General features: G+C 60.5%; 14 protein-coding genes and 2 tRNA genes. 8 read left to right on the top strand and 8 right to left on the bottom strand.

Annotation, left to right across the window (positions count from 1 at the left end; genetic code table 11):
- Nucleotides 1–31: 31 nt before the first annotated feature.
- Both QK296_RS13320 and recJ read left to right on the top strand, forming a co-directional pair.
- The gene (locus QK296_RS13320; RefSeq protein ID WP_003193952.1) at nucleotides 32–574 is read left to right on the top strand and encodes a YaeQ family protein; all 543 of its coding nucleotides are present in this window, start codon (nucleotides 32–34) and stop codon (nucleotides 572–574) included.
- A gap of 149 nt (nucleotides 575–723) precedes the next feature.
- Complete coding sequence (recJ, locus tag QK296_RS13315) at nucleotides 724–2,433, top strand: single-stranded-DNA-specific exonuclease RecJ (protein ID WP_282391027.1); 1,710 nt, start codon at nucleotides 724–726, stop codon at nucleotides 2,431–2,433.
- A gap of 133 nt (nucleotides 2,434–2,566) precedes the next feature.
- Here the strand turns inward: recJ and QK296_RS13310 are convergent, their stop codons facing one another.
- The 4 genes from QK296_RS13310 to QK296_RS13295 all read right to left on the bottom strand — a co-directional run bounded on the left by QK296_RS13310 (nucleotide 2,567) and on the right by QK296_RS13295 (nucleotide 7,089).
- Complete coding sequence (locus QK296_RS13310; protein ID WP_212614667.1) at nucleotides 2,567–3,847, bottom strand: virulence factor family protein; 1,281 nt, start codon at nucleotides 3,845–3,847, stop codon at nucleotides 2,567–2,569.
- Nucleotides 3,847–6,489 carry a bifunctional lysylphosphatidylglycerol flippase/synthetase MprF gene (mprF, locus tag QK296_RS13305; RefSeq protein ID WP_120248577.1) on the bottom strand — a complete coding sequence of 881 codons (2,643 nt, stop codon included), beginning with the start codon at nucleotides 6,487–6,489 and terminating at the stop codon, nucleotides 3,847–3,849. The genes QK296_RS13310 and mprF overlap by 1 nt, the downstream gene beginning before the upstream one ends.
- A gap of 280 nt (nucleotides 6,490–6,769) precedes the next feature.
- Nucleotides 6,770–6,846 (bottom strand) — tRNA-Met (locus QK296_RS13300).
- Between the two features lie 166 nt (nucleotides 6,847–7,012).
- Nucleotides 7,013–7,089, bottom strand: a tRNA-Met gene (locus QK296_RS13295).
- A gap of 278 nt (nucleotides 7,090–7,367) precedes the next feature.
- Here QK296_RS13295 and dinB point away from each other — a divergent pair.
- Nucleotides 7,368–8,426, top strand: coding sequence for a DNA polymerase IV (gene dinB, locus QK296_RS13290; protein ID WP_014719774.1), 1,059 nt, complete (start codon nucleotides 7,368–7,370; stop codon nucleotides 8,424–8,426).
- Nucleotides 8,427–8,555: 129 nt separating this feature from the next.
- Here dinB and QK296_RS13285 read toward each other — a convergent pair whose 3' ends face one another.
- The 4 genes from QK296_RS13285 to QK296_RS13270 all read right to left on the bottom strand — a co-directional run bounded on the left by QK296_RS13285 (nucleotide 8,556) and on the right by QK296_RS13270 (nucleotide 13,381).
- The gene (locus QK296_RS13285; RefSeq protein WP_003193947.1) at nucleotides 8,556–9,509 is read right to left on the bottom strand and encodes a hypothetical protein; all 954 of its coding nucleotides are present in this window, start codon (nucleotides 9,507–9,509) and stop codon (nucleotides 8,556–8,558) included.
- Between the two features lie 20 nt (nucleotides 9,510–9,529).
- Complete coding sequence (locus QK296_RS13280; RefSeq protein WP_019817246.1) at nucleotides 9,530–11,245, bottom strand: proline--tRNA ligase; 1,716 nt, start codon at nucleotides 11,243–11,245, stop codon at nucleotides 9,530–9,532.
- A gap of 197 nt (nucleotides 11,246–11,442) precedes the next feature.
- Nucleotides 11,443–12,975, bottom strand: coding sequence for an AmpG family muropeptide MFS transporter (locus QK296_RS13275; protein ID WP_003193945.1), 1,533 nt, complete (start codon nucleotides 12,973–12,975; stop codon nucleotides 11,443–11,445).
- Between the two features lie 43 nt (nucleotides 12,976–13,018).
- The gene (locus tag QK296_RS13270) at nucleotides 13,019–13,381 is read right to left on the bottom strand and encodes an MGMT family protein (protein ID WP_034133585.1); all 363 of its coding nucleotides are present in this window, start codon (nucleotides 13,379–13,381) and stop codon (nucleotides 13,019–13,021) included.
- 146 nt (nucleotides 13,382–13,527) lie between these two features.
- On the opposite strand from QK296_RS13270, the gene QK296_RS13265 reads away from it, so the two are divergent.
- The 5 genes from QK296_RS13265 (at nucleotide 13,528) to groL (ending at nucleotide 18,150) form a co-directional block, all read left to right on the top strand.
- On the top strand, nucleotides 13,528–14,535 hold the full coding sequence (locus QK296_RS13265) for a DUF481 domain-containing protein (protein WP_003193943.1): 1,008 nt from the start codon (nucleotides 13,528–13,530) through the stop codon (nucleotides 14,533–14,535).
- A gap of 102 nt (nucleotides 14,536–14,637) precedes the next feature.
- The gene (locus tag QK296_RS13260; protein WP_169856285.1) at nucleotides 14,638–15,369 is read left to right on the top strand and encodes a HugZ family protein; all 732 of its coding nucleotides are present in this window, start codon (nucleotides 14,638–14,640) and stop codon (nucleotides 15,367–15,369) included.
- A 66-nt stretch (nucleotides 15,370–15,435) separates the two neighbouring features.
- Nucleotides 15,436–15,912: an FxsA family protein gene (locus QK296_RS13255; protein WP_003193941.1), complete on the top strand. Its 477-nt coding sequence runs from the start codon at nucleotides 15,436–15,438 to the stop codon at nucleotides 15,910–15,912.
- Between the two features lie 247 nt (nucleotides 15,913–16,159).
- On the top strand, nucleotides 16,160–16,453 hold the full coding sequence (locus tag QK296_RS13250) for a co-chaperone GroES (RefSeq protein WP_003193940.1): 294 nt from the start codon (nucleotides 16,160–16,162) through the stop codon (nucleotides 16,451–16,453).
- A 50-nt stretch (nucleotides 16,454–16,503) separates the two neighbouring features.
- Nucleotides 16,504–18,150, top strand: a complete 1,647-nt coding sequence (groL, locus tag QK296_RS13245; protein WP_057710498.1) for a chaperonin GroEL — start codon at nucleotides 16,504–16,506, stop codon at nucleotides 18,148–18,150.
- Nucleotides 18,151–18,424 lie beyond the last annotated feature (274 nt).

Genomic DNA, 18,424 nt, shown 5'->3' with positions numbered 1-18,424 from the left:
GCCGTCTTTCCTTGTCTTTAGAAGCCCGTTCATGGCCCAGCCGTCCACGACCTACAAATTCGAACTCAACCTCACCGACCTCGACCGCTCGGTGTATGAGAGCGTCAAACAGACCATCGCCCGCCACCCTTCGGAAACCGAAGAGCGCATGACCGTGCGCCTGCTGGCCTACGCCCTCTGGTACAACGAGCAATTGGCGTTCGGGCGTGGCCTGTCGGATGTGGACGAACCAGCCCTGTGGGAAAAGAGCCTGGATGATCGGGTTTTGCACTGGATCGAAGTCGGCCAGCCGGATGCCGACCGCCTGACCTGGTGCTCGCGCCGCACCGAACGCACCAGCCTGCTGGCCTATGGCAGCCTGCGCGTGTGGGAAGGCAAGGTGGTGCCGGTGGCCAACAACCTGAAAAACGTACATATCGCTGCCGTGCCCCAGGAAGTGTTGGAGACCCTGGCCAAGGACATGCCCCGCGTCATCAAGTGGGACGTGATGATCAGCGAAGGCACGATCTTTGTGACCGATGACCGTGGCCAGCATGAAGTGCAACTGCAATGGCTGGTCGGCGAGCGCGGTTAAACCTTGGCTGAACCCGGCTCCCTGTAGGAGCGAGCTTGCTCGCGAAAAACTCCAGGGCACCACGATCACCCAGGCACACGCGTCATCGTTAACCACCTTCGCGAGCAAGCTCGCTCCTACAATGATTAAAGAGAAGTTATCACCACCGTATGCGTATCGATCCCCGCCCACTGCCCGCCGTCCTGCCTTTTCTCGGTGAACTGCCGCCGCTGTTGACCCGCCTTTACGCCGCACGCGGGGTGCAATCGGAAGCCGAGCTGGACAAGAGCCTGGCGCGGTTGATTCCCTATCAGCAGCTCAAGGGTATCGACGCCGCGGTGGACTTGCTGGTGACGGCCCTGGAGCAGCGCCAGCGCATCCTGATCGTCGGTGACTTCGACGCCGATGGCGCCACGGCGAGCACCGTGGGCACTCTGGGCTTGCGTTTGCTCGGCGCGGCCCATGTCGACTACCTGGTGCCCAACCGCTTCGAATACGGCTATGGCCTGACCCCGGAAATCGTCGCGGTGGCCCTGCAGCGCGAGCCGCAGTTGCTGATCACCGTGGACAACGGCATCTCCAGCGTCGAAGGCGTGGCGGCGGCGAAGGCGGCGGGGTTGCAGGTGCTGGTCACCGACCACCACTTGCCCGGTGATGAACTGCCGGCCGCCGACGCCATCGTCAATCCGAACCAGCCGGGCTGCACGTTTCCCAGCAAGGCCCTGGCCGGGGTCGGCGTGATCTTTTACGTGTTGATGGCCCTGCGTGCGCGGTTGCGCAGCCTGGGTTGGTATGACAACAAGCCCCAGCCGAACATCGGTGAACTGCTTGACCTGGTGGCCCTGGGCAGCGTCGCTGACGTGGTGCCGCTGGACGCCAACAACCGCATCCTCGTGCACCAGGGCCTGGAGCGTATTCGGGCCGGTCGGGCACGGCCGGGGATCAAGGCGATTCTGGAAGTCGCCAAGCGTGATCATGCGCGTATCACCTCCACCGACCTGGGTTTTATCCTCGGCCCGCGCCTGAATGCCGCCGGACGCCTGGATGACATGAGCCTGGGCATCGAATGCCTGCTCACCACCGACTTCGCCGCCGCACGGGAAATGGCCGCGCAACTGGACGGCATGAACCAGGACCGTAAATCCATCGAGCAAGGCATGCAGCGCGAGGCCCTGGCCCAGCTCAAGGACTTGCCGGTGGAGTCGATGCCGTACGGCTTGTGCCTGTTCGACCCGGAGTGGCACCAGGGGGTGATCGGCATCCTCGCGTCACGCATGAAGGAGCGTTATTTCCGCCCGACCATCGCCTTCGCCGATGCCGGCGATGGCCTGCTCAAGGGCTCTGGACGCTCGGTGCAGGGCTTTCATATCCGCGATGCGCTGGCAGTCGTCGCCAGCCAGCATCCCAACCTGATCACCAAATACGGTGGCCACGCCATGGCGGCGGGGCTGACCTTGCCTGAAGCCAACTTCCCGTTGTTCGCCGAAGCCTTTGATGCCGAAGTGCGTCGGCAACTGCGCGAAGAAGACCTCACCGGCCGCCTGCTTTCAGACGGTACCCTGGCGGTGGAAGAGTTTCACCTGGAACTGGCCCGCGCCCTGCGCCATGCCGGCCCGTGGGGGCAGCACTTTCCCGAGCCGTTGTTTCACGGGGTATTTCAGTTGGTGGAGCAGCGGGTGGTGGGCGAGCGGCATTTGAAAGTGGTGCTCAAGAGCGAATGCGGGTCGGTGAAGCTCGATGGCATTGCCTTTGGCGTGGACCGCGAAGTGTGGCCGAACCCGACCGTGCGGTGGGTGGAGTTGGCCTACAAACTGGATGTGAATGAGTTTCGTGGCAATGAGACGGTGCAACTGATGATTGCGCACATCGAACCGCGCTAGTTTTCATCAACACCACGTACCACTGTGTGCGGGCTTGCCCGCGATGGCGGACTGTCAGTCAACGCTACTGTAACTGAGCCCGCGCTATCGCGGGCAAGCCCGCTCCCACATTGGGTCTTGGATTAAGCTGGAATTATTCGGCTTTGGCCTGATGCTTGACAATAATCTCCACCAAGCGCTTGGCCAGCGCCGGGTAGTTCTCATCGAAGTGATGCCCGCCCGGCAGCTTCATGGCTTCGCCCACGGCGGTCTTGTCGGTGCAGCCACTCTCGTCGACTTCTTCGGCACCGTAGATGCACACGACTTTTTCAGGCGGCAGCTTGGCCATTTCCGGGCCGGTGGCGGCTTCTTTGCCGGCGTTGCCCAGCCAGCCTTCCACTTCGATTTCAAAGCTGCCGGTGCGGGCGAAGGCCAGCAGGATGATCGCGTCTACCCGTTGCTGTTCGTTCTCTGGCATACGGTTGTAGATCGCCGGCAGTACGTCGGCGCCGAACGAGTAACCGGTCAGCACGAAGCGCTTGGTGCCCCATTTCTGCCGGTAGTGTTGCATCAGCTCGGTGAGGTCCTTGGCGCTTTGCTCGGGGCTCTTGTGCTGCCAGTAATAGCGCAGGGTGTCGATGCCCACCACCGGGTAGCCGATCTTCGCCATCTCGCCCGCCACGTCGCGGTCCAGGTCGCGCCAGCCGCCGTCACCGGAGAGGAACAGGGTCACGGTGTCCTTGGCTTGGCCGGCAGGCACTTCCACCACCGGAATCGCCAGGCCGCCGTTGTCCGAACCGACCAGTTGCTTGCGCAGTTCGTTGTTCAGCACCTGTGGGTAATGAATGTCGTAGTCGCTGATGCTGGTCGTAGCGCGCGGTGTGTCACGTACGAAACTGGCGCTCTCATCGTCGGGGTTATCGTTCCACGCCACCAGCCAGTTGCCATGGGCGGCGGTTTTCGGCAGCGGGTCGTTGCAGCCTTCCTGTTTCAGGGCGAAGCCCACAGAGATGGCGTTGGCCTTGTCGTCGTTCTGGGTGGCCAGCCAGCGCCAGGCGAGTGCGGCGCCAGGGCCGATGCCGCTGACCAGGGTCGCCGGGCCTTTGAGCTGGGCCAGGGCGTCTTGCAGGGCTTTTTCCTGCAATGCGCAGTCATCTTTGGGCAGCACCACCTGAACCAGTTGCGCAGCACCGCCCTGGCTCAGGGCCATCAGTTGGCTGTCGGTCAGGGTTTCGTCGGCCATCACCGCCACGGCCACGCGGGCTTTTGCGTTGCTGGCCGGGGTCACGCGGGTCATTACCGAACCGTCGGCCTGGGGCAAGTGCTCCAGGGTCGGCTGCGGGGCAGGGCGGTTCCAGTACCAGAAGCCACCCGCCGCGATCAGCGCAAGCAGCACCACTAAAGCCAATACATACCGCCAGGAGCGTCGAATCATCAGCGTTTCACCAATCCAGTCAAGCCGCCCGCGATCAGGGCGGCGGTATCGGCCAATGCCACCAGCGGATCCAGTCCTGCGGGCACAGCCATGTAACGGGGTTCCCAGTCGGGCTGGAACTTGTCTTTGAAGCGGCGCAAACCTTGGAAGTTATACAGTTGCTCGCCACGGCGGAACACCATCGAACCCAGGCGTTGGGTCAGCGGTGCGCCACGGCGCGGTTGCAAGCCCGACAACGGCACCATGCCGAGGCTGAAGCGCGCGTAGTCGTGGCTCTTATAATGTTGAATCAGGCCCACCATCATGAATTCCATGGTCAACTTGGGCGCGTCCGGGTGGGCACGCATCAGGTCGAGGCTGGCCAGGTCATGGTTGTAGGTTTCGAGCAGGTTGGCGAAGGCCACCGGGCGCCCTTCGAAGCGAATGATCGCGATACGAAAGTGCTTGAGGTAATCATCGCTGAAACGGCCCAGGGAGAAGCCCTTTTCCCGCACATTCTTACCTGTAAGCCAGGCATCGGAGATGACTTTTAATTCATCCATTGGCGCCTTGCCCGGTTCGCAGATCTCCAGGGACAGCCCGTCCCGGGTGCCACGGTTCCAGGTGTAGCGCAAATCCTTCATTTCTTTGCCCTTGGCTTCCAGGTCAAAGCGTTTCAGGTCGACGCGGGCTTCTTCACCCAGCTTGATCGCGGTGAGGCCGATATCCATGTAGTACGGCAGGTTCTCGGCGCGTACCTGGTAGAACACCGGGCGGGCGTGGTGGATGTCGCACAGGTCGCGGAACTGCCAGATCATCTCGGCGCGCGGCTGGGTCGGGCCGATCGGGTCGTACAGGGCCACCAGGCTACGCCCGCGACGGGCATACATCAGGAAGGCTTCATCGTTGGGGTGAAACAGCAGCGCCTTGTCGCCGGTGAGTGCCAGGCCTCCGTCGGGTTGGGACGAGGCCATCAGGATCTTGCTGGCGCGTTCCAGTTCTTCCGGGGTCGGCAGGTGGATAACCGGGCGTGCCGTGCGCAGCAGCCAGGTCAGCGACACGATCACCAGCAACACGGCGGCGCCGAGAAGCGAACGCAAGCCACGTGGGGCGTTGGCGTCGAGGGTGAACTGCCACCAGAGTTGATGGCTGTAGGGCACGTCCTGATAGGCAAACAGCAGCAGCCAGATCGAGGCACCGAGCACACACACACTGGCCACCAGGTACAGCGGCGAAAACGGCAACTCGGTCAGGCGACTGGCGCGGTAGAACGAGCGGCGGAAGATGGCCAGCAGCACTGCGGTCATGGTCATCAGGCTGGCTTCTTCCCAGTCGAAGCCTTTAAGCAGCGAGAGCAGGGCGCCAACCAGCAGCAACACCATGGTCAGCATCCAGGCGGCCGACAACCGCCGGCGCAGGCCCTGGGCGAGCAACAGGCACAACACGCCGATCAGGCTGGCACCGAAGTGCGACGCGTCAATCAGACGATGAGGGATCAGGAAGCCGATGTTTTCCAGGCGTGAGTCGATTTCTGGCGTGGCGCCGGAAAACAGCAGGACCACGCCGGACAAAAAAACCAGGACGGCCAGTACTGGCGCTGCCAGCCCCGACGCTACCCGCAGGCTCTGCTGGGTCTGGAACAGGCGCTGGGCCTCGTTGACCAGCAGGAACACACAGGCGATCAGCAGAGGCAGCACCACGTAGATCATGCGGTACAGCAGCAAGGCCGCGGCCAGGGGCGCGGCACCGAGTTTGTCGGCAAAGGCCGCCAGCAGGATCGCTTCGAATACGCCCACGCCGCCCGGCACATGGCTGAGCACACCGGCGGCCAGGGCCAGCAGATACACCAACAGGAACGGGCCGAAGGGCGGCGCTTCCGGCAACAGCAGATACAGCACGGTAGCGGCTGCGGCGACGTCCAGTGCGGTGATGATCAGTTGCAGGAACGTCAGGCGTCGGCCTGGCAGGCGCAGGGTACGGCGCCCGGCCTTGACCAGCAGGTTGTCGGGGTAGGGCTGTTCCGGCAGGCGGCGGCGATAGATGCCGATGCACAGCAGCACCGACAACAGCAGCACGGCGCCGGCAATGCCACCGAGCAGGCTTTGCGATAAATGCAGGTAAGTGGAAGCGGCCGGCAAGTTGCTCAACGTGGCCAGCGCGGCCAGCGGTGGCAGGGCACAGCCCAGGGCCAGGCTGGCGAATACGGTCATGTGCGCCACTTCCGAGGCGCCGATGCCATGGCGTGCATATAAACGGTAACGCACCGAACCCCCCGAGAGCATCGACAAGCCAATGGCGTTGCCGATAGCAAAGGCGGTGAAACCACCCAGGGCCAGGGTCTTGGCGGGCAATTGCACGCCGGCATAACGCGCGCCGGAGAACTCATAGCCGAGCAGGATTACAAAACCGGCGACCGCTGCCGCGAAGGCACCCAACAGGGCGGGCTTGGGCACTTCCAGGATCGAATCGTGCAGGGCATAGAGGTCCAGCTCCAGCAGCAGGTGCCGGCAGGCGATCAGGGCGATTGCAAACAGCAGAAGCGTCACGGCCAGGCCGATGGGCTGGCGATACTTGCTCAACAGGTCCAGCCACCGCAAACGGGTGGGAGTGATCGGTTGTTCTGCTGTGACGGTGTCTTGTGGTTCAGACGAGTTGGCGCGCATCAATCACCTCGTGGATTGTGCGCGACAGGATGGAGGTATCCAGCCAAGTTACCAATCCCTATGGACAAAATAATTACAAATATTAACGCGGATCACCGGGCGCGGCGACTGCGGCCATTGGTCGTAGAGGGGGAGCGCTTGAGCAGTGAGCATAGCGTGCAATGAGATGGACTCTGCAAACCGTCTACGGTTTCATGAAAGATGCCATGTCATTGTTTCAGAAGAACTTTTTCGTCAGATACAAAAAAGGCCACTCTTTCGAGTAGCCTTTTTTGATGTTTGGTTGCGGGAGCCGGATTTGAACCGACGACCTTCGGGTTATGAGCCCGACGAGCTACCAGACTGCTCCATCCCGCGTCTGTGGGCGGCATTCTACAGCCCAGCGGCAGGGTGTCAACCGTTAATGAGCCGATCGCTGAAATAAGCGCTAATTATTCTGAAATCAAGGTGTTGGGCGCATTGTGCAGGCAAAAACAGACGCGCACAAAAAAGGCCACTCTTTCGAGTAGCCTTTTTTGATGTTTGGTTGCGGGAGCCGGATTTGAACCGACGACCTTCGGGTTATGAGCCCGACGAGCTACCAGACTGCTCCATCCCGCGTCTGTGTGTCGGCATTCTACAGAGGAACGCGAGTGTGTCAACCCGTAAACTCAAGAAAAGCGCTTGTGCTTCAATCGGTTAGCGCTTGATGAGGTGCCTCTTGAGGGCTTGAAGCCAGGCAGGGCAAGGCTTTCAGCTCTATTGGGATGCGATATTCGATTGAGAAAATATATTCATCTACGAAATTTCCTACCGCTCAGGCAGAAGATTCAAACTACTGGTGCTATATACAGGGGTGAGTGCGATACTGGCCACCCGTTGGTTAACACCCCGTTTATATGACGCAGCGCAAAATCATCCACGTCGACTGTGATTGCTTCTACGCCGCTATCGAGATGCGCGACGACCCGAGCCTGGCACAAAAGCCCTTGGCCGTCGGTGGCTCGGCAGATCGGCGCGGCGTGATCGCCACCTGCAACTACGAAGCGCGGGCGTATGGGGTGCGTTCGGCCATGTCGTCACGTCATGCCTTGAAGCTGTGCCCGGACTTGACCATCGTTAAGCCGCGCATGGATGCCTATAAAGAAGCATCCAAAGAAATCCAGCTGATTTTTCGCGACTACACCGACTTGATCGAGCCGTTGTCGCTGGACGAGGCCTACCTCGACGTGTCCGACAGCCCGCATTTTGGCGGCAGCGCCACGCGTATTGCCCAGGACATTCGGCGCCGGGTCTCCAACCAGTTGCATATCACCGTGTCTGCCGGCGTGGCGCCCAACAAGTTTTTGGCCAAGATCGCCAGCGACTGGAAAAAACCCAACGGCCTGTTCGTGATCACGCCGGACCAAGTCGAAGACTTTGTCTCGCAGTTGCGTGTCAGCAAGCTGCATGGCGTGGGCAAGGTCACCGCCGACAAGCTGGCGCGCCTGGGCATCGAAGACTGCCTGCAATTGCGCGACTGGAACAAACTGGCGCTGGTGCGCGAATTCGGCAGTTTTGGCGAGCGCCTCTGGAGCCTGGCCCGTGGAATTGATGACCGTGTGGTGCAAAACGACAGCCGTCGGCAATCGATTAGCGTGGAAAACACCTACGATGTGGACTTGCCGGATCTTTCAAGCTGCCTGGCGAAACTGCCGGAGCTGATGGAGACCCTGGCCGGGCGTATGGCGCGTATCGACAGCAGCTACCGGGCGGGCAAGCCGTTCGTGAAAGTGAAGTTTCATGACTTTACCCAGACGACGCTGGAGCAGGCCGGGGCAGGGCGGGATCTGGAGAGTTATGAACAGTTGATGACCCAGGCGTTCAATCGCGGGGGCAAGCCGGTGCGGTTGCTGGGGATAGGGGTGCGGTTGCTAGACCTGAGCGGCGGCAACGAACAGCTCGAGTTTTCCTGGTAAAAACCCGAAACAAATGTGGGAGCTGACCTGCCTGCGATAGCGGAGTGTCAGTCAAGAATGCTTTAACTGATACACCGCTATCGCAGGCAAGCCAGCTCCCACAGTTTGATCTTCACAGGTATTGCACGATCAGCGTGCGCCAGGATCGGCGACTAACCGCCCCGCATCCTTGGTCAGCGCCTGCACAAACTCCTGCTGCAACTCCGGGTCATTGCGCGTCAGTTCAATCAGGCTTTGTTCCAGCTCGCTGGCTTCTTCTTCCAGGCCCAGCTCCGACAAGCGTTTGACCCGGTGTACCCACTGGTTCACTTCGTCATCTTCCAGGTCGTCGTAGATCAGGGCATGGGCTTCGAGCAACTTGCTGCGCAGCGTGTTGCTGACCGCCAGGGTCGAGTCGGTATGCACGTCGTCCTGGCCATCCTCCACACTGATTTTCAGCGTGGTGACGCGGTTCAGGTCTTGCTCGGCAAACGGGCTGTCCAACAGGTTCAGGCGCAGTATGCCGTTGCGGTCCGTGGTCAGTTCGTGGGTCTGCTTGCCGGCGGTGACTTGTACCGGGCGCTCGCTCCAGGGCAGGCTCGAATACTCCAGGCGCTTGTCACGCTGGACTTCATCGATAGCCGCCAGGTTCTGTTGCGCACGGCCGTGGGATTGCACGTTCATGAACGGGTTGATGCCGTCCACGCCGTAGCTCAGCCAGTCACGGGTCACGCTCGTGGGCAGGTTGCCGAGGGCGAAGATATTCACCACGTTGGCACCCACGCCCGCCACCAGCGCCACGGCACCCAACGGCATCTCATAGAGTTTGCGCCAGGGTTGGTAGGGCGTGTAGCGGTCGTAACGACGGGTGACTTCGAATTCGGTGACCTCGAAGGTCTTCTGCTCATGAATGCGAACCCGGCGTTGCGGCAGCTCCAGCACTTTAGGCTCGCCTACATCGATCTGCAGGCTGTGGTCGAGCAACTTACGCTCGACCCGCTCCTCGTGCTCACTGCGTTGCGACATCTGATTGGCGCAGCCGCTGACCAGCAGGGCGCCGCACAAGGCGGCGCCCCCCAGGGCTCTGGTGTTTCGCTTGAACATGACTTCTCTTGATCTGGTTTTCAGCGACGAATACGCGCCTGGAGGAAAGACAGCACGTCAGCCACCGGCAACGGTTGGGCTTCGGCTTCGGTCCGGCTCTTGTATTCCAGATTGCCATCCGCCAGGCCGCGGTCACTGACCACGATCCGGTGCGGGATGCCAATCAGTTCCATGTCGGCGAACTTGATGCCCGGGCTGGTTTTCTTGTCCCGGTCATCGAGCAGCACTTCAAAACCGGCAGCGGTGAGCTCCGCGTACAGCTTGTCAGTGGCTTCGCGCACTTGCTCGGTTTCATAGCGCAACGGCACCAGGGCCACCTGGAACGGCGCCAGGGCGTCACTCCAGATGATGCCTTTCTCGTCGTTGTTCTGCTCGATGGCAGCGGCAACCACGCGGGACACGCCGATGCCGTAGCAGCCCATGTCCAGGGTGATCGGCTTGCCGTTCTCGCCCAGTACTTCGCACTTCATCGCCTTGCTGTACTTGTTGCCCAGCTGGAAGATGTGCCCGACTTCGATGCCGCGCTTGATCTCCAGGGTGCCCTTGCCATCCGGGCTCGGGTCGCCGGCCACGACGTTGCGCAGGTCGGCCACGGTCGGAACCGGCAGGTCACGCTCCCAGTTCACGCCGAAGTAGTGCTTGTCGTCGATGTTGGCGCCGATACCGAAGTCGCTCATCAGCTCTACCGAACGGTCGATGATGATCGGCAGCGGCAGGTTCAGCGGGCCGAGGGAACCGGCACCGGCGCCAATGGCGTCGCGCAGTTCGGCATCGGTGGCCATGACCAGCGGGCTGGCTACGCCAGGCTGGTTGGCGGCCTTGATTTCGTTGAGCTCGTGGTCGCCACGGATCACCAGGGCGATCAGCTTGCCTTCTTCTTCGGCGCGCACGATCAGGGTCTTGATGGTCTTTTCAATCGGCAGATTGAATTTCTCCACCAGGGCCGCGATGGTTTTGGTGTCTGGCGTGTCGACCAGGCGCAGCTCCTCGGTGGGAGCAGGGCGCGAGGTTTCACGTGGTATGGCTTCGGCCTTCTCGATGTTCGCCGCGTAGTCGGAACCGTTGCTGAACACGATATCGTCTTCGCCAGACTCGGCCAGCACGTGGAATTCGTGAGAGCCGGCACCGCCGATGGAGCCGTTGTCCGCTTCAACCGGGCGGAACTTCAGGCCCAGGCGCGTGAACACGTTGCAGTAGGCCTGGTGCATGCGGTCGTAGGTCGCTTGCAGGGAAGCCTGGTCGGCGTGGAACGAATAGGCGTCCTTCATGATGAATTCGCGGCCACGCATCAAGCCGAAGCGTGGGCGGATTTCATCACGGAACTTGGTCTGGATCTGATACAGGTTCAGCGGCAACTGCTTATAGCTGCTCAGCTCATTGCGCATCAGGTCGGTGATGACTTCTTCGTGGGTCGGGCCGGCGCAGAAATCGCGGCCATGACGGTCTTTAAAACGCAGCAACTCAGGGCCGTACTCTTCCCAGCGCCCGGATTCCTGCCACAACTCAGCCGGTTGGGTGCTCGGCATCAACACTTCCAGAGAGCCGGCAGCGTTCATTTCTTCACGAACGATGGCTTCGACCTTGCGCATCACCTTCAAGCCCATGGGCAACCAGGTGTACAGGCCCGAGGCCAGTTTGCGGATCATGCCGGCGCGCAGCATCAGCTGATGGCTGATCACAACCGCGTCGGAAGGCGTTTCTTTCTGTGTGGCGAGCAAATATTGACTGGTACGCATGGTAGGCCGTTGTCGGTTGCTTGGACTTGAAATGACTTGGGATTGTACGGGCGCTTGTCGCCGGAGTACAGGCGTGAGGTGGCAGGGTGTATCTGTCGTAACCGTCGCTTGTGTGGGAGCTGGCTTGCCTGCGATAGCGGCGTTGGGTTCACCATCCCTATCGCAGGCAAGCCAGCTCCCACATTGACCGAGTCGTATCAGTCTTCCTGCGGGGGATTCAGCCGGGCGCGGCGGTTCTCCTGGAACCAGTGCAGCGCAATCAGCAGCAGCGTCGGCACGCCCAGCAGGCAGGTGATCAGAAAGAAGTTGTGATAGCCGAACTTCTCCACCATCACCCCTGAATACCCACCGATCAAACGTGGCAGCAACAGCATGATCGAGCTGAGCAACGCATATTGGGTTGCGGAGAACTTGAGGTTGGTGAGGCTCGACAGGTAAGCCACGAATGCTGAGGTGGCCATGCCCGAACTGAAGTTGTCCAGGGAGATGGTGACGATCAACATCTGCAGGTCGGGGCCCATGTCGGCGAGCATCACGAACAGCAGGTTGGTGCCGGCCGAGGCCACGCCGCCGATGAGCAGGATCGGCAATATCCCGAACCGCACGATCAACAGCCCGCCCATGCCGGCACCGAGCAGGGTCATGATCAGGCCGAAGATCTTGCTCACCCCGGCGATCTGGTCCTTGGTGAAACCCTGGTCGATATAAAACACATTGGCCATGACGCCCATCACGGTGTCGGACATGCGATAGGTCGCAATCAGCCCGAGCAGTAGCAGCGCCTGCCAGCGGTAGCGCAGGATAAAGTCGTTGACCGGCGTCAGCACCGGCGCCAGGCCCCGGCGGCCCATGGCCGAAAGGCACAGCGCAGTGAGGGTGATATAGAGGATGGCACGCAGGAAGGCGCGGTCTTCCATCAGCAGTTCCCACAGGCTCACGCCCTGGAACAGTACGCTGGCAAAGTCGGTGTTATACAGCTGGGTAAACATCGCCGGCACCGAGACCAACAGCACGATCAGTACAAACACCGACACCAACTGGTGCGCGAAGCTGTAGCGCCCGGCCTGCAGTTGGGTGCGCAGTGGCACATCGGGTTCACGCATAAACAACGTGGTGAGCAACGCCGGCACCATCAACACGCCGAACAGCACATAGGTGCCGGTCCAGGCCGAGTGTTTATAGTTGAAACCGGTGGAGCCGAAGCCTTCGGCAAAGAACAGCGCACCGGCCGTGGCCAGCAGGGCGGCGATGCGATAACCAGACATGTAGCTTGCCGCCAGGGCGGCCTGACGGCTGTCGTCGGCGATTTCCAGGCGGTAGGCATCCACAGCGATGTCTTGGGTGGCCGACGCGAAGGCGACGACCACCGCAATGGCGATCAACCAGGACAGGTGTTTTTGCGGGTCACAAAAACCCATGCCGATCAATCCGAGGATCACCAGCGATTGGGCCAGCACCAGCCACGAGCGACGGCGCCCCAGTTTACCCAGCAACGGCAGGCGCCATTGGTCGAGCAGCGGCGACCAGACCCATTTGAAGGCGTAGGCCAGACCGATCAGGCTCGCATAGCCAATGGTCTCGCGGGCCACACCGGCTTCACGCAGCCACACTGAAAGCGTCGAAAACACCAACATGTAAGGCATGCCGGCGGCGAAACCGAGCAACAACAGCACTAACGTCGAAGGGCTGGCATAGGCGGCGAGCGCGGCGCGCCAGGTTTTACGGGGCATGGGCTGGAGTCTGCCTCAGATTTGCGGAAACAAAGCGCGCACTCTAACCGCTGTGCTCTACCGGGCGCCAGCCATGACGCTGAATATCAACACGATTGTTCAGGATAGTGACGCCTTCGCTACGTAAACGCGCACGTTGTTCGTCACCCGAGGCACTGCCCACCGGCAGACTTATCCGACCGCCGGCACCCAGCACCCGATGCCAGGGCAATCGCGTGTCCTGCGGCAACTGGCTCAGGGTGCGCCCGACCCAACGGGCAGCACGCCCCAAACCTGCCAGGTGTGCCAGCTCGCCGTAACTGACCACGCAGCCTTCGGGCACCTGCGACAGTGTCAGGTAAAGGGCAGTGCGGCGTATCTCGGCGGGGCTTTGTGGCGTGTCGGCAGGTGAGATCACTGTGGGCATATCCGTTGAGATCGTCGTTGTTTTGTCAGAAACGTCTGTAAACATGGCGATGAGTATTGAACTCAATATAAATCCTTGAGTCAGTTCTAGCCATGTAACACTATAACGCCCCTTTTTTTCGCCTATCCTGAGCCCCGTACTTGCTTATGTTGTCCAGAACCCTGTTGTGCCTTGCTGTTCTCAGTGCTTCCACGCCCTTGCTCGCCGATACCGTCTGGTTGAAAAACGGTGATCGGCTCACCGGCAAGATCAAAGTCTTCGACGGTGGCAAGTTGCTGATCCAAACCACCTACGCAGGCTCCATCCCGGTGGACTGGAAACAGGTCAAGACCCTGGAAAGCGACCAGGAACTGTTGGTCAAGCAGGACGCCTACACCGGTGAAAAGGCCAAGTCGTTGCAGGCAGCCGATGATGGCAAGGTGGTGCTGGCCAATGGCGAGGCGCCCAAGACGGTGGAACTGGCAAGTATCCAACAGATCATGAAGCCCAAGCCGGTGATCGAAGACCTGGTGTGGAAGGGTAACGTCGACCTGGCGCTGGACTACAAGCGCGCGGACAAAGACACCAACGACTACGACATCGACTTCAAGACCTCGGCCCGTCACGGCCAGTGGCGCCATACGGGCAAGGGCGAGTACAACCGCGAGTTCCAGGACGACGTCACCACCACCGACAACTGGGCCCTGGAATACGACCTGGACCGCTTTATCACCGAGCACTGGTTCTGGCAGGGGCGCCTGACCTACAAGCGCGACAAGGTCGAAGACCTGGCGCGCCAGCGCACCGTGGGTACCGGCCCGGGCTACCAGTTCTGGGACGATGAGTTGGGCGCGTTCTCCCTCGGGTCGCTGGTCAACCGTACCGATTACGAATATGCCGACGGCGGCAAGGACAACTTCTACTCTCTGGCCATGAAGTGGAACTACAACCGCTACTTGGTGGGCAAGACCGTAGAGTTCTTCACCAACGGCGAATTGGGCAAGCCTCTGGACGGTCCGGCCGATTACTCCCTGGATGCCGAGATGGGCCTGCGCTACAAAGTCACCGAGTGGGCGTCCCTCAACCTCAAGGCTGAGCGTGACGTCATCAGCGGCGACTCCGACAGCAGCTTGAGCAAGACCCGCTACACCGCAGGCTTTGGCGTGGCCTGGTAAACCGGCGTCGGCCCCTCTGGCAACCTGCGCAGATATTGATTACCTTGTGTTGAGATCCATTCCCATATGCCATGGGTCGCGGAACATCCGAGGAATCCTATATTGAGCACGCAGGTTGCCAAGAACGCCCGAGAGCTGTTGCTCAAGGAATACCGTGGGGCGCTCGCCACACAGTCCAAAGCCATGCCCGGCTTTCCCTTCGGCTCGGTGGTGCCCTACTGCCTGGACGAGCAGGGCCGCCCGCTGATCCTGATCAGCCGCATTGCCCAGCACACCCATAACCTGCAAAAAGACCCCAAGTGTTCGCTGCTGGTGGGTGAGCGCGAGGCCGATGATGTGCAAGCCGTCGGGCGCCTGACCTACCTGGCCGAAGCCGAGAAGCTGGAAGACCCCGCCGCCATCGAAGCGGCTGCAGAGCGCTACTACCGCTACTTCCCTGATTCGGCCAACTACCACAAGGCCCACGATTTTGATTTCTGGGTGCTCAAGCCGGTGCGCCACCGTTATATCGGTGGGTTTGGCGCGATCCATTGGGTCGACCAGTTGACCTTGGCCAACCCGTTTGCGGGCAAGGCCGAGCGCAGCATGATCGAGCACATGAACAGCGATCACACCAAGGCCATCGCCCATTACGTTGAGTTGGGCGGTTTGCCAACCACCGAGCCTGCGCAGTTGGCCGGTATCGACAGCGAAGGCATGCACCTGCGCATTGGCCAATCGTTACATTGGCTAGGGTTTGCCGAACCCTGCAATACGCCGACACAAGTACGCGAAGCCCTGGTTTCATTGGCGCACGCCGAGGTCTGGCCGAAAAAAACCGTGGCTACTGCTTGAATTCACGCAATGGCGACGTCATCTAAGGTGAACTGGCAAGGCATTCTTGCGTTGAGGAACCATTTGATGCGCCCTTTTTTATTGCTCTTTCTGCTGTTTCCGGTGTTGGAGCTGTTCGTATTCGTTAAAGTCAGCGGTGCGATCGGTTTCTTCCCGGCGCTGCTGCTGATCATCGTAGGCTCCATGCTCGGCGTGCTGGTGCTGCGTGTCGCCGGCCTGGCGACCGCGCTGCGTGCCCGTGAAAGCCTGAACCGCGGCGAACTGCCCGCCCAGACCATGCTTGAGGGCCTGATGATGGCCCTGGCCGGTGGCCTGCTGATCCTGCCGGGCTTTATCAGCGATGTGCTCGGCCTGGTGCTGTTGCTGCCGTTCACCCGCAAGCTGCTGGCCGGCAAAATGCGCCAGCGTGCTGAAGAGGCCGCGATGCGCCAGCGTGCGTTCGCCGACGACCTGCAACCCCGTGGTGGTCCGGCTCCACGCCAACCCCTGGGGCGTGAAGGTGATGTGATCGAAGGCGAATTCGAACACCGCGACCCTAAGTAACCGCTTCACTGGCACGGCACCTTCGGGTGCCGTGTTGCATTTGCCCTTGAGCCGACGCAAAAAATTTCATCCCCGGCCCCTTGTAATAAGCCTGGGCGCCCTTATGTAACGGTCACCGCAAGGTTTCTGGTGGTGACATCAGACAGACTTCCGCGTCTCGCCCCGCGAGCCGCGACCGGCACCGCCGGAATTTAACCCGCCGGAATTGATACCGGCCGATGAAAAACACAATTAGGAGAGATCGACAATGAAGCTTCGTCCTCTGCACGACCGCGTCGTAATCCGTCGCAGCGAAGAAGAAAAGAAAACCGCTGGCGGGATCGTTCTGCCAGGTTCGGCTGCTGAAAAAGCCAACCACGGTGTAATCGTCGCTGCTGGCCCAGGCAAAACCCTGGAGAACGGTGATGTACGCGCACTGGCCGTGAAAGTGGGTGACAAGGTTGTTTTCGGCCCTTACTCCGGCAGCAACACTGTGAAAGTAGACGGCGAAGACCTGCTGGTAATGGCTGAGAACGAAATTCTCGCCGTTCTGGAAGACTGATTTCCTCGCTCATTTTCCCGTTACTACAAAGTATTTAAGGAATATCGATCATGGCTGCTAAAGAAGTTAAATTCGGCGACTCCGCCCGCAAAAAAATGCTCACTGGCGTCAACGTTCTGGCTGACGCAGTAAAAGCGACCCTGGGCCCGAAAGGCCGTAACGTGATCATCGAGAAGAGCTTCGGCGCTCCGACCATCACCAAGGACGGCGTTTCCGTAGCAAAAGAAATCGAACTGGAAGACCGTTTCGAGAACATGGGCGCGCAGCTGGTCAAAGACGTTGCCTCCCGTGCCAACGATGACGCAGGCGACGGCACCACCACCGCTACCGTCCTGGCTCAGGCGATCGTCAACGAGGGCTACAAGGCCGTCGCTGCCGGCATGAACCCGATGGACCTCAAGCGTGGCATCGACAAGGCGACCATCGCCATCGTTGCCGAGCTGAAAAATCTGTCCAAGCCATGCGCCGACACCAAGGCCATCGCTCAGGTAGGCACCATCTCCGCCAACTCCGACAGCTCCATCGGTGACATCATTGCCGAAGCCATGGAAAAAGTCGGTAAAGAAGGCGTGATCACCGTTGAAGAAGGCTCGGGCCTGGAAAACGAACTGTCGGTTGTAGAAGGCATGCAGTTCGACCGTGGCTACCTGTCTCCGTACTTCGTCAACAAGCCTGAGACCATGGTTGCCGAGCTGGACAGCCCGCTGATCCTGCTGGTCGACAAGAAGATCTCCAACATTCGCGAAATGCTGCCAGTACTGGAAGCCGTTGCCAAAGCCGGCCGTCCATTGCTGATCGTTTCCGAAGACGTTGAAGGCGAAGCCCTGGCGACTCTGGTTGTGAACAACATGCGTGGTATCGTCAAGGTTGCAGCCGTCAAGGCTCCAGGCTTCGGCGACCGTCGCAAGGCCATGCTGCAGGACATCGCCGTATTGACTGGCGGTACCGTTATCTCCGAAGAGATCGGCCTGAGCCTGGAAAGCGCCACCCTGGAAAACCTGGGTAGCGCCAAGCGCGTGACCATCTCCAAGGAAAACACCATCATCGTTGACGGTGCTGGCGTTGAAGGTGACATCGAGTCCCGCATCGCGCAGATCCGTGCCCAGGTTGCTGAAACCTCCTCGGACTACGACCGTGAAAAACTGCAAGAGCGCCTGGCCAAGCTGTCCGGCGGCGTTGCGGTGATCAAGGTTGGCGCTGGTTCCGAAGTTGAAATGAAAGAGAAGAAGGCCCGCGTTGAAGACGCCTTGCACGCAACCCGTGCAGCCGTTGAAGAAGGCGTGGTACCTGGCGGTGGCGTTGCGCTGATCCGTGCTCTGGAAGCCCTGACCAACCTGAGCGGCGACAATGCCGACCAGAACGTTGGTATCGCTGTGCTGCGTCGTGCCGTTGAAGCACCGCTGCGCCAGATCGCTGCCAACTCCGGCGACGAGCCAAGCGTTGTGGTCAACGAAGTCAAGAACGGCAAAGGTAACTACGGTTACAACGCTGCGACTGGCGTCTACGGCGACATGATCGAAATGGGCATCCTGGATCCAACCAAGGTGACTCGTTCGGCGCTGCAAGCAGCAGCCTCCATCGGTGGCTTGATCCTGACCACCGAAGCTGCCATCGCTGACAAACCGAAGGCAGAAGGCGCAGCTGGCGGCGGTATGCCAGACATGGGCGGCATGGGTGGCATGGGCGGCATGATGTAAGCCAGCCTTACCCGGCACTATAAAAAGCCCCGCCTGCAGTGATGCAGGCGGGGCTTTTTTATGCACGGTTGCATGCTGGACCTGTGGCGAAGGAGCTTGCTCCCGTGACTACGGATATCTATCTGACGCCCCGCGATCCAATTGTGGGAGCTGGCTTGCCTGCGATGACGCCCTGCCAGCCGACGGCTATCTCCCTGACACCCCCACCATCCCAATGTGGGGCTTGCTCGCGAAGGCGGCCTGGCAGGCGACACAGTTGGATTGTGTACATATC

Origin of the sequence: Pseudomonas sp. AL10 (assembly GCF_029960685.1) — a bacterium.
GTDB classification, from domain to species: domain Bacteria; phylum Pseudomonadota; class Gammaproteobacteria; order Pseudomonadales; family Pseudomonadaceae; genus Aquipseudomonas; species Aquipseudomonas lactis.
Note: the sequence above shows the minus strand (reverse complement) of the source record. Positions and strands in the feature narration are given on the sequence as shown.

What these genes read in the sequence shown, in the direction of transcription:
- QK296_RS13310 (WP_212614667.1), bottom strand. Translation starts at nt 3,847, where the DNA reads ATGATTCGACGCTCCTGGCGGTATGTATTGGCTTTAGTGGTGCTGCTT.
- QK296_RS13285 (WP_003193947.1), bottom strand. Translation starts at nt 9,509, where the DNA reads ATGTTCAAGCGAAACACCAGAGCCCTGGGGGGCGCCGCCTTGTGCGGC.
- dinB (WP_014719774.1), top strand. Translation starts at nt 7,368, where the DNA reads ATGACGCAGCGCAAAATCATCCACGTCGACTGTGATTGCTTCTACGCC.
- mprF (WP_120248577.1), bottom strand. Translation starts at nt 6,489, where the DNA reads ATGCGCGCCAACTCGTCTGAACCACAAGACACCGTCACAGCAGAACAA.
- QK296_RS13270 (WP_034133585.1), bottom strand. Translation starts at nt 13,381, where the DNA reads ATGCCCACAGTGATCTCACCTGCCGACACGCCACAAAGCCCCGCCGAG.
- QK296_RS13280 (WP_019817246.1), bottom strand. Translation starts at nt 11,245, where the DNA reads ATGCGTACCAGTCAATATTTGCTCGCCACACAGAAAGAAACGCCTTCC.
- QK296_RS13255 (WP_003193941.1), top strand. Translation starts at nt 15,436, where the DNA reads ATGCGCCCTTTTTTATTGCTCTTTCTGCTGTTTCCGGTGTTGGAGCTG.
- groL (WP_057710498.1), top strand. Translation starts at nt 16,504, where the DNA reads ATGGCTGCTAAAGAAGTTAAATTCGGCGACTCCGCCCGCAAAAAAATG.
- QK296_RS13250 (WP_003193940.1), top strand. Translation starts at nt 16,160, where the DNA reads ATGAAGCTTCGTCCTCTGCACGACCGCGTCGTAATCCGTCGCAGCGAA.
- recJ (WP_282391027.1), top strand. Translation starts at nt 724, where the DNA reads ATGCGTATCGATCCCCGCCCACTGCCCGCCGTCCTGCCTTTTCTCGGT.
- QK296_RS13320 (WP_003193952.1), top strand. Translation starts at nt 32, where the DNA reads ATGGCCCAGCCGTCCACGACCTACAAATTCGAACTCAACCTCACCGAC.
- QK296_RS13265 (WP_003193943.1), top strand. Translation starts at nt 13,528, where the DNA reads ATGTTGTCCAGAACCCTGTTGTGCCTTGCTGTTCTCAGTGCTTCCACG.
- QK296_RS13275 (WP_003193945.1), bottom strand. Translation starts at nt 12,975, where the DNA reads ATGCCCCGTAAAACCTGGCGCGCCGCGCTCGCCGCCTATGCCAGCCCT.